Raw genomic sequence first — 19,311 nt, 5'->3', positions numbered from 1 at the left:
CACTAACCCATTAGCCCATACCATATTTTTTCAATTTTTTGCGTAATGTGCCACGGTTAATACCAAGCATTAATGCCGCACGAGTTTGATTACCGCGTGTATATTGCATCACCATATCTAACATTGGGTGTTCAACTTCTGCCAAGACCAATTCGTAAAGTTCGCTAACATCTTGACCGTCTAATTGTGAAAGATAATTACGTAACGCTTGTTTCACTGAATCACGAAGTGGTTTGTTCGTGACCTGAGATTGTGAATTTAATACTGATACTGTCAATGCATCAGCTGCAGGAGTACGTGGTTGTTCAAACATTGTTTTTTCCATTGCGAATTAAATTAAAAAATTCTTCCAACGCAACAAGTTGCGATTTGGCATCTGTGATGCGGTTGAAAGTTTGTCTAAAATTGGAATTAGGTTGAATTCCTTGTAAATACCAAGCTACATGTTTCCTTGCGATACGATAGCCTTTTTCAGCTCCATAAAACTGATGTAATTCAGCAATATGGTGCAACGCCACCTCACATTTCTCATCTAAACTTGGCTCTAAAATGGTCGAATCATGTTCTATTAAGCCCGCTACGGATTGAAAAATCCATGGCTGACCTAATGCTGCACGTCCGATCATAATCGCATCCGCGCCCGTGTAATCAAGCACGAATTTGGCTTTTTCAGCCGAAATAATATCGCCATTTGCAATCACAGGAATAGACACCGCTGCTTTTACGGCTTTGATGTTGTCATATTCCGCTTCACCGTTGTACAAGCATTCTCTTGTTCTTCCGTGAATAGTGAGCGCACGAATGCCGCATTGCTCTGCAATCTTTGCAATTTCAAGGCAATTGCGATTTTTGCGATCCCAACCTGTACGAATTTTTAAGGTAACAGGCACGTTCACCGCATTCACCACCGCATCAAGAATCTCACGCACTAATTCAGGGAATTGCAACAACGCAGAACCTGCGAGCTTTTTATTCACCTTTTTCGCTGGGCAGCCCATATTGATGTCAATAATCTCTGCCCCATAATCCACGTTCACTTGTGCGGCTTGCGCCATTTCCTGTGGTTCTGAACCTGCAATTTGCACGGCGTTGATGCCAATATCTTGGTGATAAGCCAAGCGTAATTTTGATTTTTCGGTATGCCAAACCTGTGGGTTGGTGGACATCATTTCCGAAAACGTAAGCCCTGCCCCATAGTGGGCGCATAATTTACGAAACGGCTGATCCGTGATACCTGCCATTGGAGCCAATAAAATGCGATTTTTTAATTGATATTGACCAATTCGCACTAAATCACTCCACTTTTAAGGTTACTCAAAAAAACAAACCGAACATCGCAAAATGTTCGGCTATATCGTCACCGATAAGGGCGTGTATCATACGCATTTTTATGCATTTTGAAAAGGGTAAAATTTAAACAAATCTGACAAAAATTTACCCTTTGCCCGTTGACATTTTTAAATTATGCCAATTTTCCCGTAATTCGGCACCATTCTTCACGCACAGCAACGGGTTCGAGCTCAAAGGTTTGCGCATAGGCATCACACACCGACTGCGCTTGCGTTTCTAAAATACCAGATAACCCTAAATCCCCTTGCGGTTTTACCTGTTGGCTTATGATCGGATAAAGCTCTTTTAATGGGCCTGCAAGAATGTTCGCCACCACAACATCTGCTTTCAAATCTGTGGGCTTTTCATCAGAAAGAAACAGTTGTAAACGATCCGCCACGCCGTTTGCTTCTGCATTATTGCGGCTCGCTAAAATGGCTTGTGGATCAATATCTATGCCGATTGCATTTTTCGCCCCTAATTTTAATGCGGCAATGGCAAGAATGCCCGAGCCACAACCAAAATCGATCACGGTTTTTCCTGCCAAATCCAAACTATCAAGCCATTCCAAACATAACGCCGTGGTAGGGTGTGTTCCCGTACCAAAGGCTAAACCGGGGTCGAGCATCACATTCACCGCATTTGGATCAGGAATTTCACGCCAAGTTGGGCAAATCCATAGATGTTTGCCGAATTGCATTGGATGGAAATTATCCATCCATTCGCGTTCCCAATCTTTGTCTTCAATTTGCTCAATTTTGTAAGCAAAGCCCTCATCAAGCAAACCGCTGCCTTGAAGTGCGGTCAAAATTGGCTGCATATTGGTTTCTGCATCAAATAAGGCGATCACATCGGTATTGCCCCATAAACGGGTTTCCCCAGGAAGTGGCTCAAAAATTGGCGTATCTTGACTATCCATAAAGGTGACGGAAACCGATCCCAATTCTTCTAAAAAATTACTGATGGGTTCCGCTTTTTCGCTGGTACTATTAAGGCGGATTTGGATCCAAGCCATATTATTATCCTTTTAATTAAATTTGTGATTTTCTCACTTGAGTAAGAAAATCGCCGAAAATAAACCCTAATTTTACAGTATTCAGCAAATGCTGGCGAAACGGTAAAAATAGGGAATAAAAATCCTTATGCTTTAAGCATTCTTGCGTGCTGATTGGCTTTCTAGCATAAGATATAAAAATGCATTGGTGCAAATTTTATCATAATTTATAAAAACTCGAGCAAATTTGACCGCACTTTGACTAGCATTGTTTGCCAAAACGATTCCCCACGAGAAACGCGATAAGCCCCCATACTAGCGATGGCACAATTTCATGGAATTTGCTGAAGAATTTTACCCCTTGTAGCAAATATTGCACGGGTTCGGCTAATGTCGCCACATCAACGGATTTCATTTGGGTTAAGAAAATATACACGCCTAGCCCCACCACCATTGAGCTGATTGCGCCATAGGCGTTGGCTTTATCCCAATAAATTCCCAACACAATCACCCATAAAAAGGCGGCTTCCAAACCACCAAAAGCAAACAAATTCAGCCAAATAATCATATCTGGCGGATTGAGCGCCGCCCAAATTAATAATAATGTGATCATTAAGGTTATCATTGATGATAACCCACTAATTTTTTTCTGATTTATTGCTGCTTCTGGCTTCGCTGATAAATATAAATCTTTGACGAAGATCGCCGAAGATTGAATCAGCTGTGCGTCAATTGTTGACATAATTGCAGACATTGGTGCAGCTAAAAAAATGCCTGCCACCAAGGGCGGTAATACATTTAACATTAAAGTGGGGATCACTTGATCGGGCACGGTTAAATTCGGCACCACCGCGCGCCCTAATGCGCCTGCCAAATGCATACCAAGCATAATAATCGTTAAAATCACGGTACCGATTAACATTCCACGATGCAGCGCTTTGCTGTCTTTGAATGCCATACAACGTATGGCGGTATGCGGCAAACCAACCACACCAAAACAAACTAACACCCAAAATGACGCCATAAATTGGAAGCCGAGCATATCATTCGGGCCGTATGGGCTCACTAAGTGCGGATCAATTTCTGTGAGTTTTGCCACCGCACTTTCTGCCCCACCCGCTGCGTAAATAACTGCACCAAGCAGGACGATCGTGCCCAAAATCATTACTGTGCCTTGAATCGTATCCGTTAGCACCACCGCACGAAAACCACCAATAAAAGTATAAATCCCCACGGTGACGGCAAAAATTAATAAGGCTTGAGTGTAAGAAATCCCTATCGTAGTTTCGAGTAATCTTGCTCCGCCGATAAATTGCGCCATCATCGCAGCAAAAAAGGCGATGAGCAACGCCAAGCTTGCAATCCACACTAAGTATTTATTTTTATAACGATAAAACAATAAATCACTAATCGTTAAAGCATTGGTTTCACGAGAAAGCAAGGCGAATTTTTTGCCTAATGCGCCCAATGCTAACCACACGGCGGGCACTTGAATCATCGCAAGCAACACCCAGCCCAAACCATATTTGTAGGCTGCGCCAGGCCCGCCCACGAAAGAACTTGCACTAGCATAAGTCGATGCCGTTGTCATTGCTAGCACAAAGCCTGTCATAGAGCGGTTGCCCACATAATATTCCGTTAAAAAATCCCCTTTTGAGCGTTTTACATAAGCAAAGATCGCCGCGCCAAACACAAAAACTAAATAAATAACGAGCGGAAGGATAATGCCTAAATTCATTCAGAACGCTCCTGTTCCTTAGAAGTGCGGTCAAATTTCGCATTATTTTGGGGATCAACGTTTAAATCAAACTCTTGATAGACAATTTTAATCAGCCAATATGCCACCACGATAAATAGCACAGGCAAATAAAAACAGGAAAGCTCAAACCAAAGGGGAAAGCCCAGCGGACCTGCACTGCCATCGGGCAGATAAGCACAAATACACCAACCGATGAGATATAAAATGGTGAGCCCTAAAGCCCAGCGGGCTTCGCGTGCAGCTTGTTGATAACGTTGTTGCAAAGTCATTAGATACCCTTTTAAGATAAATAAATGGCGGAGAAATTTTGCTACGAATTTTATATAAAAAAAGTGGATCTTTCGATCCACTTACTAGATTTTATTCAGAAATTCCAAGTTTTTTCTCTAGGTAGTGAATGTTGGTTCCACCTTTTTGGAAGTTTTCATCTTCCAAAATGAGATTATGCAATGGAATATTGGTCTTAATGCCATCAATAATGGTTTCTGACAAGGCATTTTGCATACGGCGAATTGCGCTTCCACGGGTATCACCGTAGGTAATTAATTTCGCAATCATTGAATCGTAATGCGGTGGCACAGTATAGCCTGCATAAATATGTGAATCCCAACGTACACCCAATCCACCTGGCGAATGCAAATGCACAACTTTACCTGGCGATGGTAAGAAAGTTTTTGGATCTTCAGCATTAATACGACATTCAATCGCATGCCCTTTCACTTTGATATCTTCTTGCTTGAATGATAATGGAAGACCTGCAGCGACACGTAATTGCTCTTTCACTAAATCAACGCCAGTGATCATTTCTGTCACAGGATGTTCTACTTGGATACGGGTATTCATTTCAATGAAATAGAATTCACCATTCTCATACAAGAATTCAAATGTACCCGCACCACGATAACCAATTTCCACACAAGCATTGGCACAACGAGTACCAATATCATGACGCATTTTTTCAGAAATACCTGGTGCTGGCGCTTCTTCCACCACTTTTTGATGGCGGCGTTGCATTGAACAATCACGCTCGGCTAAATAAACGGCATTACCAAGTGTATCGGCAATCACTTGAATTTCCACATGGCGCGGATTTTCCAAGTATTTTTCCATGTAAACCATATCATTATTAAAGGCTGCTTTCGCTTCAGCTTTCGTCATTGCAATGGATTCTTCTAAGCTTTCAACATTGCGAACCACGCGCATACCGCGACCGCCACCACCGCCTGATGCTTTGATAATTACAGGGAAACCAATGCGTTTGGCGATTTCTTTATTTTTTTCCATATTCGATCCTAATGGACCGTCAGAACCTGGAACACAAGGCACACCTGCTTTTTTCATTGCGTTGATCGCTGAAACTTTATCGCCCATTAAACGAATAACATCCGCTGTTGGACCAATAAAAGTGAAACCTGAACGTTCAACTTGCTCTGCAAAATCTGCATTTTCAGATAAAAAACCATAACCAGGGTGAATTGCATCAGCCCCCGTAACTTCAGCGGCAGCGATAATCGCAGGAATATTCAAATAACTTTTTACTGATGGCGCAGGGCCAATACAAACGGTTTCATCTGCAAGTAACACGTGTTTTAAATCGCGATCGGCGGTTGAATGCACAGCAACAGTTTTGATGCCTAATTCTTTACAAGCACGTAAAATACGTAATGCGATTTCACCACGGTTGGCAATAACCACTTTTTCTAACATAAGATTATTCCAATTTTAATTTGGTTAACGTAAAAACGGTGGACTTTTGCCCACCCTACAAGAATTGATTATTCGATGACGATTAATGGTTCGTCAAACTCTACGGCATCACCATCGTTGATTAAAATCGCTTTCACAACGCCTGCTTTATCAGCTTCGATACGATTCATCATTTTCATTGCTTCAACAATGCAAAGGGCATCGCCCACTTTTACTGATTGCCCTACTTCAACAAATGACGGAGCTTCTGGACTTGGGCTACGATAGAAAGTTCCCACCATTGGCGAACGAATAACGTGACCAGATAAATTATCTGCTGCCACGGGTTCTGATGCAGGTGTTGCTGCGGGCGCAGCAGTTTGAGCAACTGGAGCAGACACTGCTGGTGCAGCCGCTGGAAGCGTATATTGCACAGCACTTGGTGCAGCGCTGCCACGGCTGATACGAACTGATTCTTCACCTTCTGAAATTTCAAGCTCCATAATGCCTGATTCTTCAACTAATTCGATTAATTTCTTAATTTTACGAATATCCATTGCCATATTTGTATTACCTAAATGAAAAGAAAATTGACCGCACTTTGAAACTTTCCTTTGAAATTTTCCAAAGCACGGCGGAAATAAGTCTGCTTTATGCCCGCAAGATTACCCGAAAATCATCTTTTTTGCGACAACTTTCTGCTATTTTCGCGGAAATTTATCAAAATTTATTGTTTTTTGCTAAATATTGAACAGCAAAGTCGAATGCGTATTCATACCCTTTTGCGCCTAATCCACAAATAACGCCCTCTGCCACATCACTAAAATAAGAATGATGACGAAATGGCTCGCGCTTGTGAATATTAGAAAGATGCACTTCTATAAAAGGGATTGCAACAGCTAATAAAGCATCTCGTAATGCCACGCTGGTGTGAGTATAAGCGGCAGGATTAATAATAATAAAATCCACTTGTTGGAAACTATCGTGAATTTTATTAATGAGTTTTTCTTCACTATTTGCTTGAAAACTCTCTAAATTTACACCGCACTTTTCCGCCAATGCTTGGAGATTAGCTTCAATCGCAGAAAGAGAAAGAGAGCCATAATGTTTAGGCTCTCTGGCACCTAACATATTTAAATTTGGACCATTTAGCAGCAAAATTCGAGGAGATGACATCATTTTGTCCTTATTTTAATTAAAGGCTTGTAGTATAACGAAAAAAGGGGCGTGACTGGTTTAACCAGATTTTAACATTTCAGTACGATGAAATTATTTTTTACGCCACAAAATGCGATCTTCTTGACCACGCCATAAACGCTGAATATTGCCGTGATGACGATACACTAACAAGCAACAGACTAAGGCAACGGGAAAAGTAAATTCGGGGCGAAAATACCATACATAAAGCGGTGTTAATAAAGCTGCGACCACAGCGCTGAGTGAAGAATAACCACTGACGACAAAAACGAGTAACCATGTTCCCAAGGTTGAGCCTGCAACGCCCCATGCAATCGGTGCGATTGCGCCAAATGCGGTTGCTACCCCTTTTCCCCCTTTAAATTTAAAGAAAATCGGGAAAATATGTCCAAGGCAAGCCCCTAATGCCACCATGCCTAATTCAAACTGGGTTAAGCCTAAACGGTAACACACCCACACAGGCAGCGTCCCTTTTAACACATCAAATAAAAAGACTGCAAATGCCGCCCAACGCCCACCGATGCGTAGCACATTAGTTGCCCCAGGGTTGCCTGAGCCATTTTCGCGCGGATCGGGCAATCCCGTCATGCGACAAATTAAAATCGCGCTCGAAATGGAACCGAGTAGATAGGCAACAAACATACATAAAAGTGCAAAAAGGCTCATGCGATGTCCTTAACAATGGAAAATTTTGTTTATTTTACCTAAACTTGCTAGCATTATCTCAATTTTTTCACATTTAATTTTGTTGGAGTCGTGATGACAGATCGTATTTTTATTGAAGAACTTACTGTATTTGCGCAAATTGGCGTATATGATTGGGAACAACAGATTAAGCAAAAACTGATTTTTGATATTGAAATGGCATGGGATAGCCGAAAAGCCGCAGAAACAGATGATGTCGTGTTTTGTTTGAATTATGCGGAAGTGAGCGAGTTCATTATCAATTATGTGCAATCAAAGCCATTTTTGCTAATCGAACGTGTCGCCAATGAAGTGGCTGAGCAGTTACAAAAACGTTTTAATATTCCGTGGTTGCGATTAAAGCTAAGCAAACCTAAGGCTGTCGCACAAGCGCGCAATGTGGGGATTATGATAGAACGGGGTCATTTATAAATCGCCTAGATAAGCTCTCAAAATAACAAAGGGAACATTTCGTTCCCTTTATTATCCCATAAGATTATTTTTGCTGATTCATCGCTTCAATGAGCTGATCTTGCAAAGCCGCATAAATTTTTCCGCTCGCTTTGCCATATTCACGAATACATTCGATAATCTCATCGTAACGTTGTTCTTCGCCAAGTGCAGTCAATTTTTTATAAAATTCTAAAGCTAACGCACGCGCTTCAGGCTGTGAAAAATATACCATCCCCACTCGCGTATATAATCCCTTCAAGCCATTTACCATCAGTCCATAAATTGGGTTTTGAGAAGCAAAGGCGAGATTGCGGAAAATGCTGTAATCGAAATCCACATAAGATTTGGCATCGTCAGACAACTGCTCACAGCCTTGTAATGAGCTGAGCGATTCTTGCTTGGCAAGTTTAAATGCGCGGGGAATATAGATAGTCGCTAAGTTCGTGCGCGCAGAAAGCACATTAGAAATCAGCAACGGTGATAATGTGCTGTCAAGATTAACCAGCACTTCCAAAATGTTTAATCCCGACGTTTCCCACACATTATTGACTTTTGTGGGTTTACCATGCTGAATAGTCAGCCAACCATCGCGCGACAAACGTTGCAATACCTCGCGCAATGTGGTGCGTGTGACCCCAATTTTTTCAGCGAGTTCTCGTTCAGCAGGAAGATCAGAACCTGGTGGAAAATAATTATTCCAGATGCTTTTTATAATATATTCTTCTGCAAGTGCCGCTGGGCTACGTGCTTTTAAAATTGGCTCTACTTTTAAAACTGGCTCGGTATTGGTCATAAATCACTTAGCTCATTAACAATAAAATTCTTATGGAAAAAATTGCAATTTATACCCATTATCCGTTAAAGTTGCGCATATTAAAAGTAATATTTGCCTAAGGATGGAGTTATATGCAATATGTACAAGCCTTCATGAACAACTTTATGGGCAACAGCCCGAATTGGTACAAAGTTACCATTGCGGTCTTCTTACTCGTAAATCCTGTTGTTTTTGGGTTAGACCCGTTCGTCGCAGGGTGGTTGCTTGTGGCAGAATTTATTTTCACACTGGCTATGGCATTAAAATGCTATCCGCTACAACCTGGTGGTATGCTTGCGCTTGAAGCTGTCACTATCGGTATGACAAGCCCCGAACACGTCAAAGCAGAAATCTATGCAAACTTTGAAGTTATCTTGCTACTTATGTTTATGGTGGCGGGGATTTACTTCATGAAACAATTGTTGCTTTATGCATTCACAAAATTACTTCTGCGTATTCATTCCAAAATAACCTTATCCCTTGCATTTTGTTTAAGTGCTGCTTTTTTATCTGCATTTTTAGATGCCTTAACTGTTATCGCAGTAATTATCAGCGTGGGTATGGGTTTTTATGGGGTTTATCATAAAGTCGCATCGGGTGTTTCATTTGAAGATTCAACGAATATTGCCAATGACTCGAAGATCACCGAAAACAAAGAAACATTAGAAAGTTTCCGTGCTTTTTTGCGCAGTCTTTTAATGCACGCGGCGGTAGGAACTGCGCTAGGCGGGGTAATGACATTAGTGGGCGAGCCACAAAACTTAATTATCGCTGAGCAAGCAGGTTGGGGCTTTAAAGAATTTTTCTTGCGTATGGCACCCGTTACTATCCCTGTATTATTCTTTGGGCTTTTAACCACTATCGTCATAGAAAAATTTCATTTATTTGGTTACGGTGAGAAATTGCCACGCAAAGTATGGGCGGAATTGGCTAAATTCGATCGTTACCAAGAATCAAAATTAACCACACAAGAACGCGTTAAATTAGTCGCCCAAGTTTTCGTGGGATTATGGCTCATCATTGGTCTAGCATTCCACTTAGCGGCGGTAGGCTTGATCGGTTTAACCGTGATTATCTTAACCACATCATACAATGGCATCACAGATGAACACGCTATCGGTCATGCTTTCAAAGAATCATTGCCATTCACCGCACTTCTCGTGGTCTTTTTCTCTGTGGTGGCAGTTATTGTCGATCAACATTTATTTGCCCCAATTATTAGCATCGTGCTAGGCGCCGCTGAAAGCGTCCAATTATTGTTATTCTATATGTTTAACGGTATTTTATCGGCGATTTCAGACAACGTTTTCGTGGCAACCGTCTATATTAATGAAGCCAAAGCTGCATTAACCCACGGTACAATTTCGCCAGAGCAATTTGAAATGATCGCTGTCGCTATTAACACGGGAACAAACTTACCGTCAGTGGCAACCCCAAATGGTCAAGCTGCGTTCTTATTCTTATTGACCTCATCATTGGCACCTCTCATCCGTTTATCATACGGAAGAATGGTATTAATGGCGCTGCCATACACAATTGTGTTAACCCTTGTGGGATTATTCACCGTAGAATTTTTCTTGCCAGAAGCAACGCAATGGATGTTCCACGCAGGCTTAATTAGTTCGCCACATATTCCAACTGTCCCAATGATTGGGCATTAATTCACAGGGGAAATCCAATGTTACGATTTTTTAAAGACTGGTCATCACAACGTTCTGGTTGGCTGATATTGTTGTTCAGCGCAATCGGATTAGAATTGACCGCACTTTACTTTCAATATGGAATGGAATTGCAGCCTTGCGTCATGTGTATCTATGAACGCGTTGCCGTTCTTGGTATTGCATTTGCGGGGTTAATTGGTTCCATCGCGCCCCAATCTCTGATTATCCGCTTGATAGCATTAGCGCTCGGTTTATTCAGTGCAATTAAAGGGTTAGTCATTGCCTACACCCACGTAGATCTACAAATGAATCCAGCCCCGTGGAAAAGCTGCCCAATCATTCCCGAATTTCCACAAACATTGCCATTGCATGAATGGTTTCCGTTTATGTTCAAACCAACGGGTTTATGCTCAGAAATTAGCTGGCAATGGCTGGGCTTAACAATGGTGCAATGGTTAGTCGTTGCTTTCTCAATTTATAGCTTAGTGCTAATCATCGTACTCATCAGCCAAGTGAAAAAAAGTGCGGTCAAAAATCGAGATATTTTTCATTAAGGCATAAATAAAACAGAAAAAAAGTGCGGTCAACAAACCGCACTTTTTTAATTGGATTCCGTTTTTTCTTCTTCGGACAAATTGCCTAATAACACGGCATAACGCGCGGTTCTGAAACTCGATTCTAGCGCTATTTTTAATGCCATTGTAAGCGGAACAGAAAGCAGCATTCCCACTGTGCCCAGCAGCCAGCCCCAAAATAGAAGGGAAAGGAAAACAACTAAGGTAGAAAGCCCTAATTTTTTTCCCATCATTTTGGGTTCAATCACATTGCCAACCACCATATTAATGGTCATCACACCAAATGCCACAATAAAGCCAACAGAAAAACCGTTGAGCAATAATGCTTGCACAACAATCGGGATAGCCGCAGTAATAGAGCCAATATTAGGAATATAATTAAACAAGAAACTCAAGGTTGCCCAAAGCACAGCGTATTGTACATCAGCCAACTCCAGCAACACCCACACCGATAATCCCGTTAATAAACTCACGGTGGTTTTCACCCCAAGGTAGCTAATAATGCCCTGTAATGCTCTGTCTAAATGTTGCTCTAAAGAATTTTCTTCTCGATCATTTTTAGAAAATGCAATGGTGAATTTTCGTTTTGCCGTTGGTGCATCTAACAGCATAAAAATCACCACTAAAATTAATACGAAAGCATTGGATACCACATTAGAGAAATTCACCAATAGCCCACTGGTAAGCTTCATAATTGAGCTTGGGTCAAACTGCTGAGTGAGTTTTGTTGAGTCAATATTTAAGGGGATTTTAAGCTTTTCCGCTAATGCCTTAAGATCATTGATCCGCTCTGCCATCAACAGCTTATATTGTGGCATTGATTGGGTAAATTCGTGCACCGTACTATTAATCAAGCTAATTAAAGAGAAAAATAGTAACAAAATCATCACAAATAATAAGGCAATAGCTAACCAATGTGGCACGCGGTGATTCGTCATAAACTTGATGACAGGAGAACAAATAATCGCGATAAATAGCGCCAACAAAAATGGCACTACAATTTCTGCGGATAATTTAATCCCCGCTAAAATAATCACGAGACTTGCCGCCACCACAAAATAACGAGAAAGCGATTTTTCGTCTATCATAAAATCCTAAAAGATGAATGGCTGTTAAATAGCTTCTTCGTTTTCTTCGCCAGTGCGAATACGAATGACACGCTCAATATCATAGACAAAGATCTTACCGTCACCGATTTTACCTGTTTGTGCAATGTCCACGATAGTTTCCACACATTGATCCACCAGATCATCGGTTACAATAATTTCTAGTTTCACTTTGGGTAAAAAGTCCACCATATATTCCGCACCGCGGTATAATTCCGTGTGCCCTTTTTGGCGACCAAAACCACGCACTTCTGTTACAGTCATGCCAGTGATACCCATATCAGACAGGCCTTCACGTACATCATCTAATTTAAACGGTTTAATAATTGCTTCGATCTTTTTCATCATTTACTCCGTTAAATATATTAAAAACTTACGGTTGATATTATCCACCGAATAGTTTTTTACCAAAGAAAAATAGGGTTAAACCACAAGCGATAACGATTAATCCTATCACTTGCCAAACCTGAATTGGGCGAACATTCATTCCAATCAAACCAAAATGGTCAATAATAGTGGCGGCAATCAGTTGTCCGATAATGATAAAAAACAACATATTAGTCACACCAATTTTTGGCGCTAAAAAGATAGTGGTAAAAACAACTAATGCCCCTAATGGTCCACCAATTAGCTTCCACCAAGGTTGTTTAGGAATATGCTGCCACGCAATTGCAAGATCGGCTTTCCACCAACAAATAACAAGTAAAACAATCGATCCCATCACAAAAGAAACCAATGCGGCGACTGCAGGTTGCCCAATTAAAGCACTTGCCAACTGGCTGTTAATTGCTGCTTGAATGGATAAAGCAAATCCAGCGCAAAGTGCGATAATAATAAAAGAAATTGCCATAATGACTCCTATGCGCAATGGCTTAACAAAATGTCTTAACGACGTGCAGATTTCGGGCGGAAACTTTCAATTACATCAGCGTGAGTATCAATATAAATGCCGTCAATCAGCTGTAAACAATAAGGAACGGCTGCAAAAATACCTTTGACTAACACGTTCCCTACTGCATCTTTCACGCCTTCTAAGGTTTCTTTAATAGCCTTAGGCTGCCCTGGTAAATTCAAAATTAAGGTATTTTTACGGATGACGCCCACTTGACGCGACAAAATCGCCGTAGGCACAAAATGTAAACTCACTTGGCGCATTTGCTCACCAAATCCCGGCATTTCACGATCTGCCACCGCTAAGGTAGCATCAGGCGTGACATCACGTTTCGCAGGCCCCGTGCCCCCAGTTGTCAGCACTAAATGGCATTGGCATTCATCCACTAATTCAATCAAGGTTTTCTCAATTTCCGCTTGTTCATCGGGAATCAAACGTGTTTCCACATCAAATTCATCGATCAATGCGGTTTCCAGCCATTTTCTCAATTCAGGAATGCCTTGATCTTGATACACACCTTGCGATGCGCGATCAGAGACTGAAACTAAGCCAATTTTTAACTTTTTCTCTTCAAAAAGTGCGGTCATATTTTTCCTTATTTTTTGATTATGGAGAAAATAATTTTCCCCATATTTCTAAATTCGGTGCGCAGTATATCAAACTGCATTTAAATAGCCATTAAGCATTTAAATTTATTGCGGCATTCGTCTTAGACACCAATCTTCCACATTACCAATAAACTAACATTTAATTTGTTATGGAACAAAATTTAATCCCACAAAATTAGTTTAAAATCAATGTGATACTAATACCAACTTCTCTATTTTTTAGAATGGAAACAAGATTGGCACCACAAAAACCGTCAATAGCATCACTAAAATAGTGAACGGCGCACCGATTTTAACAAAATCGCTAAATCGATATTCGCCCGGTCCAAGCACCATCGTATTCACTGGTGATGAAATAGGCGTAATAAAGGCTGCAGATGACGCAATCGCCACCGTCATTGCAAAGGGTAGCGGCGATAAGCCAAGTTGCTGCGCCATAGTAATTGCAATGGGCGCCATTAAGATCGCTGTTGCGGTGTTAGAAATAAATAAACCAACCACAGCACAAAGCACAAATAAACTAATCAATATCCAATGTTTGCCCATGGTACCTACGGTGTGAATCATAAAATCCACCACAATGTTCACCCCGCCAGTTTTTTGTAAGGCTATGGAAAAAGGCATCATACCAATAATCAAAATGAGGCTTGGCCACTGGATAGAACCATAAGCACTTCGGGCATCTATACAACGAAACTTGCCTAACATCAAGCAAGCGATTAACGCCGCCAGCACGTTAGGCACAATCCCTGTTACCATTAAAACCACCATGGTTGCCACCGAGAAAATGGCATGCCAAGCTTGGCTGCGAGCGGGTACGGCTTTGTCGATTTCACTCGGATACCTAAGAATAAAAAACGACTTGGTTTTTTCGCGCAATTGTTGGATCAATTTCCAATCGCCTACCACCAATAATAAATCACCGCTTTCCAACGGTGTTTCCACTAAGTTGCCTTGCAATAACTCACCTTGGCGTTTAATGCCGATCACATTTAGTCCATAACGCGATCTAAAGTGTAATTCGACCGCACTTTTGCCTATCGCTCCTGCATCGGGGATAGGCGTGATTTCTGCCATGCCAATAGATTTTGCTTGTTCATTAAAATTTTGGCTGCGAATAGGTGCTTGTTCTAATACCAATAAACGACAAAGTTCATTTAAATCAAGTTCAGGATTGGACACGTCAATCATCAAAATATCTTTTTCTCTGATTTCCGTTTTGCCCAAAGATGCCGCTAAAAAAACAGGGCGAAATCGCTTCCAGCGCTCAATCGCCAAAATATTCAGCCCATAATTCGAACGCAAATGAAGCTCTTCCACGGTTTTGCCAATAAATGGCGAGCCAGTTTTCACCACAAAACGCTTTATGCGCTGATGTAAATGATAGCTTTCAATCAAATCGTTAATAGAATGGCGGTAGGTTGTTTCTGTGGCATTCTCTTTCGATGAGGACAACCAACCCCGCACTGCCAGCATATATACAATGCCTAAGACTAGTACGCCTAAACCGATGGGCGTGAAAGAGAAAAAGCTAAAACGTCCTGCTTGGGTACGCACTAACTCAGCATTCACCACAAGGTTTGGCGCAGTGGCGATTAAGGTCATCATGCCGCTAATCAATCCTGCGACAGATAAAGGCATCATTAAACGCTTGGCTGAAATATTCATTTGCTGACAAATTACCAACACCACGGGAATAAAAATCGCCACCACGCCAGTGGAACTCATAAAAGAACCCAAGCCAGTTACCGCTAACATCAACAAAATCAAGACTTTCGTTTCACTGTTATTCGCGACTTTCATCAACCATTCGCTCACTTGATAGGCAACGCCAGTGCGCACCAAACCTTCGCCCACGACAAATAACAAGGCAACTAAAAGCACGTTGGGATCGCTAAACCCTGTGAGAACTTCCTGTACCGATAAAATCCCCGTCAAGCAAAATGCTAGCATCACCATTAAAGCGATCATATCCATACGGATTTTGTTTTGGATAAATAGGAAAATCGCTATCACTAATAACACCACGGTGGTGATGAGTGGCGATGGCATAAATGAAAGCAGAAGATCAGTCATTGGGATTTTCCTTATGTTTATTCCTTATGCTCGAGGGCTTTGCGCACCGGGGCAAAACTGCGGCGATGTTGTGGCAGTGCGCCAAATTCATGTAATTTTTCTAAATGCACTTTTGTTGGATAACCTTTGTGTTTCGCAAATTCATATTGTGGATACTGTTGATCTAATTCGTACATTTCTTGATCCCGCGCCACTTTGGCTAAAATAGAGGCGGCACTAATTTCAGCCACTAAACTATCGCCTTTCACCACCGCTTGCGCTGGCATATCCAGTTTGGGAATGCGATTACCGTCCACCAACACAAAGTGCGGTCGAATTTTTAAAGATTTTACCGCGCGCTGCATCGCAAGCATTGTGGCGTGCAAAATATTCAGCTGATCAATTTCTTCGGGTTCTGCTCTTCCCAACGCCCAAGCCAATGCTTTTTGCTTAATTTCTTCTGCAAGGGCAACGCGTTTTTTCTCGCTCAATTTTTTGCTATCCGCCAATCCTTCAATGGGGTTATTCGGGTCTAAAATCACCGCAGCGGTAACCACCGCGCCCACCAACGGACCACGCCCGACTTCATCGACACCAGCAATCAGTTCAATGCCTTTAGGATATTCAAAATTTGTTGTCATATTTTCCTTATCAATAACATTATTGGAGAGCCGCTGTTATTAGGCTGAAATCAAGACTTAATAGCCGTTTATGTCAGCAAACTCTAGCGCCTTTCTAGCATATCAATCACAGCTTGGGCCGCTTGTTCATCTGCGTTTTTGCGCACCATTTGATGAAGCTCTGTAAAGCGTTCGATCAAAACTTGTCGATTTTTGACCGCACTTTCGCCCAAATAACGCGCCATTTGTTCCGCTAATTTGGCGGGTTCGCATTCTTCTTGCAACATTTCGGGCACTAGCATTTCATTCGCCAATAAATTAGGCAACGAAACATAAGGGCTTTTGACTAAACGTTTTGCCAGCCAATAAGTGAAAGGTTTCATACGATAGCCCACCACCATCGGCGATTTGCAGAGCATACATTCCAACGCTGCTGTTCCCGACGCAAGCAAGGTTGCGTCCGCAATGATCATAGCTTGACGCGCGTTGCCATCAAGCAAAATGAGATCGTCATCCGCTAAGTTCAACGCCGTTTGGGCTCGAATTTGTTCAAATTGAGTACGGCGCTTGGCATTGACTAAAGGCACTAAGAATTTTAAATCTGGGTATTGCGCTTTTAATAATTCGGCAGTTTTTAAAAACTGTTCCGCCAGCATTTCCACTTCTGCGCCACGGCTGCCAACTAAAATCGCCACATAACGCTGATCGCTTGGCAACCCTAGCTGCTGATAGGCTTCTGCTTTATTGGGTTGTAATGGAATTGCATCCGCCATCGTGTGCCCCACAAAACGGCAAGGCACATTAAATTTGTCATAAAAGGCTTTTTCAAAAGGAAGAAAAGCAAGCACCAAATCAGTGGCTCGCGCAATTTTATGGATACGATTTTGTCGCCACGCCCACACACTTGGGCTCACATAATGAATGGTTTTAACGCCTGCGGCTTTGAGTTTGTCTTCCACATAAAGATTAAATTCGGGCGAATCAATGCCGATAAAAATATCGGGCTTTTGTTGTAAAAAATGCTGAACAAGCTGTTTGCGGATTTTCAACAAACGCGGCAAATGTTTTAGAATTTCCACCAGCCCCATCACCGCAATTTCTTCCATATCGACGAGTGTTTCACAGCCTTCCGCTAGCATTTTCTGCCCAGCAATTCCCACAAAACGCGCGTTAGGATAGGTTTGTTTTAAAGCACGAATTAAACCCGCGCCAAGAATATCGCCAGACACTTCGCCTGCCACGATGGCAATTGTTGGGCTGGTTTGTGTTATTTTTTCCATAAAACTTCCTAAAAAATGACCGCACTTTTGGAAGAAGTGCGGTCAGTTCCACGATAATTTTGCCTATTGAAATAGGCGCTGCTGAGCTAAACGGTTCTCGGCGTTACTCACTAAAATTAACGAATAATTCCACGCGTTGAACGTTTGAAGAAATCTAAGAAGAAACTGATTGCGGCTTCTGTTTTCGCATAATGCTCAATCTCTGGCATCACTTCATCTAAGGTTTTTTCACTGCGATACAATAATTTGTACACATTGCGAATGGCATGCAAAGTCGGTTTATCAAAACCGCGGCGTTTTAAGCCTTCAAGATTAACGCCAAATGGGCGCGCATGATTGCCTTGCGCCATTACATAAGGGGGAACGTCTTGACTCACCATTGAACCGCCGCCTAACATTACATGCGCCCCAACAATCACAAATTGATGGATCGCAGACATGCCGCCAACGATCACGAAATCATCTAATTCAACATGACCCGCCAAGGTAGCATTGTTTGCTAAGATACAACGGTTTTTAATTTGGCAATCGTGGGCAATATGCGCATTCACCATAAAGAGATTGTCATCGCCCACACGGGTGACTCCGCCGCCTTGCACGGTGCCACGATGAATCGTGACATTTTCACGAATACGGTTGCGATCACCAATAATCGTTTTTGTTGGTTCACCTTGATATTTTAGATCTTGGTTCACTTCGCCAATGCTTGCGCCTTGGAAAATTTGGTTATCTTCACCAATTTTCGTTACACCACGCACCACAACGTGAGAATGCAAAACGGTGCCTTTGCCAATTTGACTCTCTTTTTCTACGATGCAGAATGGACCAATCACCACGTTTTCGCCGATGATTGCGCCCTCTTCAATAATGGAAGATGGATGAATTTTTGCTGTAGGGTGAATCATATTTTGCCCCTTTTCCTTGTTATTACGAAATATTTAGTTATGACGAAATATTATCTACGCGCGCACATTAATTTTGCTTCACAAGCCACTTCGCCATTAACGCGAGCAATGCCGGTGAAAGATGTGATACCACGGCGTTCCTTGATAACTTCAACATATAATTCCATTTGATCCCCTGGCAAGACAGGACGTTTGAAACGCGCGTCATCAATTCCAGCAAAATAGAATAATTCACCACCTTGAATTTCATGGGTTTTGAATGCCAAAATGCCCATTGATTGAGCCAAGGCTTCAAGAATTAAAACACCAGGTAAAATTGGGACTTCTGGAAAATGACCAGTAAAACAAGGTTCGTTTACGCTAATATTTTTGATCGCTTTTAACCATTCGCCTTCTTGAAAATCCACTACGCGATCCACTAATAAGAATGGGTAACGATGTGGTAAAAGCGTCATAATTTCTTTGGCTTCTATAATTTTTGCCGTTCTTGTTTCTGTAGTCACAATATTATCCTTTAATGTTTTTCCGATAAATTTGCGGAATTATACGTCATTTAATGCTGAAATAGTAGTGGGCGCTGTGCTCAAAAGAAGAAATCTACTTATTTTGAGTATTGTCAGAGCGTTTATGATTTCAATTAAAAACGAGTGGTTAAAAATTTGTCATCCATTGGAAAAGACACGTTTTTACTAT

Annotated in this window: 22 protein-coding genes; 3 read left to right on the top strand and 19 right to left on the bottom strand. The window is 41.7% G+C overall.

The genetic code is table 11. The features are described from left to right. Positions 1 to 10 precede the first annotated feature (10 nt). The 9 genes from fis to plsY all read right to left on the bottom strand — a co-directional run bounded on the left by fis (position 11) and on the right by plsY (position 7,631). The gene (gene fis, locus C8D76_RS00795; protein ID WP_116630935.1) at positions 11 to 313 is read right to left on the bottom strand and encodes a DNA-binding transcriptional regulator Fis; all 303 of its coding nucleotides are present in this window, start codon (positions 311 to 313) and stop codon (positions 11 to 13) included. Next, positions 306 to 1,289: a tRNA dihydrouridine synthase DusB gene (dusB, locus tag C8D76_RS00790; protein WP_116630934.1), complete on the bottom strand. Its 984-nt coding sequence runs from the start codon at positions 1,287 to 1,289 to the stop codon at positions 306 to 308. The genes fis and dusB overlap by 8 nt, the downstream gene beginning before the upstream one ends. Positions 1,290 to 1,462: 173 nt before the next feature. Then, positions 1,463 to 2,344: a 50S ribosomal protein L11 methyltransferase gene (prmA, locus tag C8D76_RS00785; RefSeq protein WP_116630933.1), complete on the bottom strand. Its 882-nt coding sequence runs from the start codon at positions 2,342 to 2,344 to the stop codon at positions 1,463 to 1,465. Positions 2,345 to 2,585: 241 nt separating this feature from the next. Next, a complete protein-coding gene (gene panF, locus C8D76_RS00780; RefSeq protein WP_116630932.1) occupies positions 2,586 to 4,061 on the bottom strand; it encodes a sodium/pantothenate symporter in 1,476 nt (491 codons plus the stop codon). Next, the gene (locus tag C8D76_RS00775; protein WP_116630931.1) at positions 4,058 to 4,351 is read right to left on the bottom strand and encodes a YhdT family protein; all 294 of its coding nucleotides are present in this window, start codon (positions 4,349 to 4,351) and stop codon (positions 4,058 to 4,060) included. The genes panF and C8D76_RS00775 overlap by 4 nt, the downstream gene beginning before the upstream one ends. A 91-nt stretch (positions 4,352 to 4,442) precedes the next feature. After that, positions 4,443 to 5,789 carry an acetyl-CoA carboxylase biotin carboxylase subunit gene (accC, locus tag C8D76_RS00770; RefSeq protein WP_116630930.1) on the bottom strand — a complete coding sequence of 449 codons (1,347 nt, stop codon included), beginning with the start codon at positions 5,787 to 5,789 and terminating at the stop codon, positions 4,443 to 4,445. A gap of 68 nt (positions 5,790 to 5,857) precedes the next feature. Beyond that, on the bottom strand, positions 5,858 to 6,325 hold the full coding sequence (accB, locus tag C8D76_RS00765) for an acetyl-CoA carboxylase biotin carboxyl carrier protein (protein ID WP_116631096.1): 468 nt from the start codon (positions 6,323 to 6,325) through the stop codon (positions 5,858 to 5,860). Positions 6,326 to 6,488: 163 nt separating this feature from the next. Continuing rightward, positions 6,489 to 6,947 (bottom strand): type II 3-dehydroquinate dehydratase, encoded by a 459-nt coding sequence (gene aroQ / locus C8D76_RS00755; RefSeq protein ID WP_116630928.1) that lies wholly within the window; start codon positions 6,945 to 6,947, stop codon positions 6,489 to 6,491. Positions 6,948 to 7,037: 90 nt separating this feature from the next. Further along, entirely contained in the window at positions 7,038 to 7,631 is a 594-nt protein-coding gene (plsY, locus tag C8D76_RS00750) for a glycerol-3-phosphate 1-O-acyltransferase PlsY (RefSeq protein WP_116630927.1), read from the bottom strand. 93 nt (positions 7,632 to 7,724) lie between these two features. On the opposite strand from plsY, the gene folB reads away from it, so the two are divergent. Beyond that, positions 7,725 to 8,081: a dihydroneopterin aldolase gene (gene folB / locus C8D76_RS00745; protein ID WP_116630926.1), complete on the top strand. Its 357-nt coding sequence runs from the start codon at positions 7,725 to 7,727 to the stop codon at positions 8,079 to 8,081. Between the two features lie 64 nt (positions 8,082 to 8,145). Here folB and fadR read toward each other — a convergent pair whose 3' ends face one another. Continuing rightward, the gene (fadR, locus tag C8D76_RS00740) at positions 8,146 to 8,895 is read right to left on the bottom strand and encodes a fatty acid metabolism transcriptional regulator FadR (RefSeq protein WP_116630925.1); all 750 of its coding nucleotides are present in this window, start codon (positions 8,893 to 8,895) and stop codon (positions 8,146 to 8,148) included. A gap of 113 nt (positions 8,896 to 9,008) precedes the next feature. Between fadR and nhaB the strand changes: the two genes are divergently transcribed. Next, positions 9,009 to 10,577 carry a sodium/proton antiporter NhaB gene (gene nhaB / locus C8D76_RS00735; RefSeq protein WP_116630924.1) on the top strand — a complete coding sequence of 523 codons (1,569 nt, stop codon included), beginning with the start codon at positions 9,009 to 9,011 and terminating at the stop codon, positions 10,575 to 10,577. Positions 10,578 to 10,594: 17 nt separating this feature from the next. After that, entirely contained in the window at positions 10,595 to 11,131 is a 537-nt protein-coding gene (gene dsbB, locus C8D76_RS00730; RefSeq protein ID WP_116630923.1) for a disulfide bond formation protein DsbB, read from the top strand. Between the two features lie 47 nt (positions 11,132 to 11,178). Here the strand turns inward: dsbB and C8D76_RS00725 are convergent, their stop codons facing one another. The 9 genes from C8D76_RS00725 to fabZ all read right to left on the bottom strand — a co-directional run bounded on the left by C8D76_RS00725 (position 11,179) and on the right by fabZ (position 19,121). Further along, the gene (locus tag C8D76_RS00725) at positions 11,179 to 12,240 is read right to left on the bottom strand and encodes an AI-2E family transporter (RefSeq protein WP_116630922.1); all 1,062 of its coding nucleotides are present in this window, start codon (positions 12,238 to 12,240) and stop codon (positions 11,179 to 11,181) included. Positions 12,241 to 12,264: 24 nt separating this feature from the next. Further along, a complete protein-coding gene (gene glnB / locus C8D76_RS00720) occupies positions 12,265 to 12,603 on the bottom strand; it encodes a nitrogen regulatory protein P-II (RefSeq protein ID WP_116630921.1) in 339 nt (112 codons plus the stop codon). Between the two features lie 40 nt (positions 12,604 to 12,643). Beyond that, complete coding sequence (locus C8D76_RS00715) at positions 12,644 to 13,108, bottom strand: DMT family transporter (RefSeq protein WP_116630920.1); 465 nt, start codon at positions 13,106 to 13,108, stop codon at positions 12,644 to 12,646. Positions 13,109 to 13,143: 35 nt separating this feature from the next. Beyond that, entirely contained in the window at positions 13,144 to 13,737 is a 594-nt protein-coding gene (mog, locus tag C8D76_RS00710; protein WP_116630919.1) for a molybdopterin adenylyltransferase, read from the bottom strand. 240 nt (positions 13,738 to 13,977) lie between these two features. Continuing rightward, positions 13,978 to 15,834 (bottom strand): SLC13 family permease, encoded by a 1,857-nt coding sequence (locus tag C8D76_RS00705; RefSeq protein WP_116630918.1) that lies wholly within the window; start codon positions 15,832 to 15,834, stop codon positions 13,978 to 13,980. 17 nt (positions 15,835 to 15,851) lie between these two features. Further along, positions 15,852 to 16,454, bottom strand: a complete 603-nt coding sequence (gene rnhB, locus C8D76_RS00700; protein WP_116630917.1) for a ribonuclease HII — start codon at positions 16,452 to 16,454, stop codon at positions 15,852 to 15,854. A gap of 83 nt (positions 16,455 to 16,537) precedes the next feature. Further along, entirely contained in the window at positions 16,538 to 17,704 is a 1,167-nt protein-coding gene (lpxB, locus tag C8D76_RS00695; protein WP_116631095.1) for a lipid-A-disaccharide synthase, read from the bottom strand. A 125-nt stretch (positions 17,705 to 17,829) separates the two neighbouring features. After that, positions 17,830 to 18,618, bottom strand: a complete 789-nt coding sequence (gene lpxA, locus C8D76_RS00690; protein WP_116630916.1) for an acyl-ACP--UDP-N-acetylglucosamine O-acyltransferase — start codon at positions 18,616 to 18,618, stop codon at positions 17,830 to 17,832. A 50-nt stretch (positions 18,619 to 18,668) separates the two neighbouring features. Beyond that, complete coding sequence (gene fabZ / locus C8D76_RS00685; RefSeq protein WP_165814322.1) at positions 18,669 to 19,121, bottom strand: 3-hydroxyacyl-ACP dehydratase FabZ; 453 nt, start codon at positions 19,119 to 19,121, stop codon at positions 18,669 to 18,671. Between the last annotated feature and the right edge of the window lie 190 nt (positions 19,122 to 19,311).

Source organism: Alitibacter langaaensis DSM 22999 (genome assembly GCF_003096995.1).
Classification (GTDB): domain Bacteria; phylum Pseudomonadota; class Gammaproteobacteria; order Enterobacterales; family Pasteurellaceae; genus Exercitatus; species Exercitatus langaaensis.
This window is presented reverse-complemented; position numbering and strand designations above follow the sequence as displayed.

Coding starts and splice junctions, on each gene's coding strand:
- accC (WP_116630930.1), bottom strand. CDS start 5,789: ATGTTAGAAAAAGTGGTTATTGCCAACCGTGGTGAAATCGCATTACGT.
- plsY (WP_116630927.1), bottom strand. CDS start 7,631: ATGAGCCTTTTTGCACTTTTATGTATGTTTGTTGCCTATCTACTCGGT.
- mog (WP_116630919.1), bottom strand. CDS start 13,737: ATGACCGCACTTTTTGAAGAGAAAAAGTTAAAAATTGGCTTAGTTTCA.
- aroQ (WP_116630928.1), bottom strand. CDS start 6,947: ATGATGTCATCTCCTCGAATTTTGCTGCTAAATGGTCCAAATTTAAAT.
- lpxA (WP_116630916.1), bottom strand. CDS start 18,618: ATGATTCACCCTACAGCAAAAATTCATCCATCTTCCATTATTGAAGAG.
- C8D76_RS00775 (WP_116630931.1), bottom strand. CDS start 4,351: ATGACTTTGCAACAACGTTATCAACAAGCTGCACGCGAAGCCCGCTGG.
- accB (WP_116631096.1), bottom strand. CDS start 6,325: ATGGATATTCGTAAAATTAAGAAATTAATCGAATTAGTTGAAGAATCA.
- rnhB (WP_116630917.1), bottom strand. CDS start 16,454: ATGACAACAAATTTTGAATATCCTAAAGGCATTGAACTGATTGCTGGT.
- C8D76_RS00725 (WP_116630922.1), bottom strand. CDS start 12,240: ATGATAGACGAAAAATCGCTTTCTCGTTATTTTGTGGTGGCGGCAAGT.
- glnB (WP_116630921.1), bottom strand. CDS start 12,603: ATGAAAAAGATCGAAGCAATTATTAAACCGTTTAAATTAGATGATGTA.
- panF (WP_116630932.1), bottom strand. CDS start 4,061: ATGAATTTAGGCATTATCCTTCCGCTCGTTATTTATTTAGTTTTTGTG.
- nhaB (WP_116630924.1), top strand. CDS start 9,009: ATGCAATATGTACAAGCCTTCATGAACAACTTTATGGGCAACAGCCCG.
- prmA (WP_116630933.1), bottom strand. CDS start 2,344: ATGGCTTGGATCCAAATCCGCCTTAATAGTACCAGCGAAAAAGCGGAA.
- folB (WP_116630926.1), top strand. CDS start 7,725: ATGACAGATCGTATTTTTATTGAAGAACTTACTGTATTTGCGCAAATT.
- fis (WP_116630935.1), bottom strand. CDS start 313: ATGTTTGAACAACCACGTACTCCTGCAGCTGATGCATTGACAGTATCA.
- C8D76_RS00715 (WP_116630920.1), bottom strand. CDS start 13,108: ATGGCAATTTCTTTTATTATTATCGCACTTTGCGCTGGATTTGCTTTA.
- C8D76_RS00705 (WP_116630918.1), bottom strand. CDS start 15,834: ATGACTGATCTTCTGCTTTCATTTATGCCATCGCCACTCATCACCACC.
- dsbB (WP_116630923.1), top strand. CDS start 10,595: ATGTTACGATTTTTTAAAGACTGGTCATCACAACGTTCTGGTTGGCTG.
- fadR (WP_116630925.1), bottom strand. CDS start 8,895: ATGACCAATACCGAGCCAGTTTTAAAAGTAGAGCCAATTTTAAAAGCA.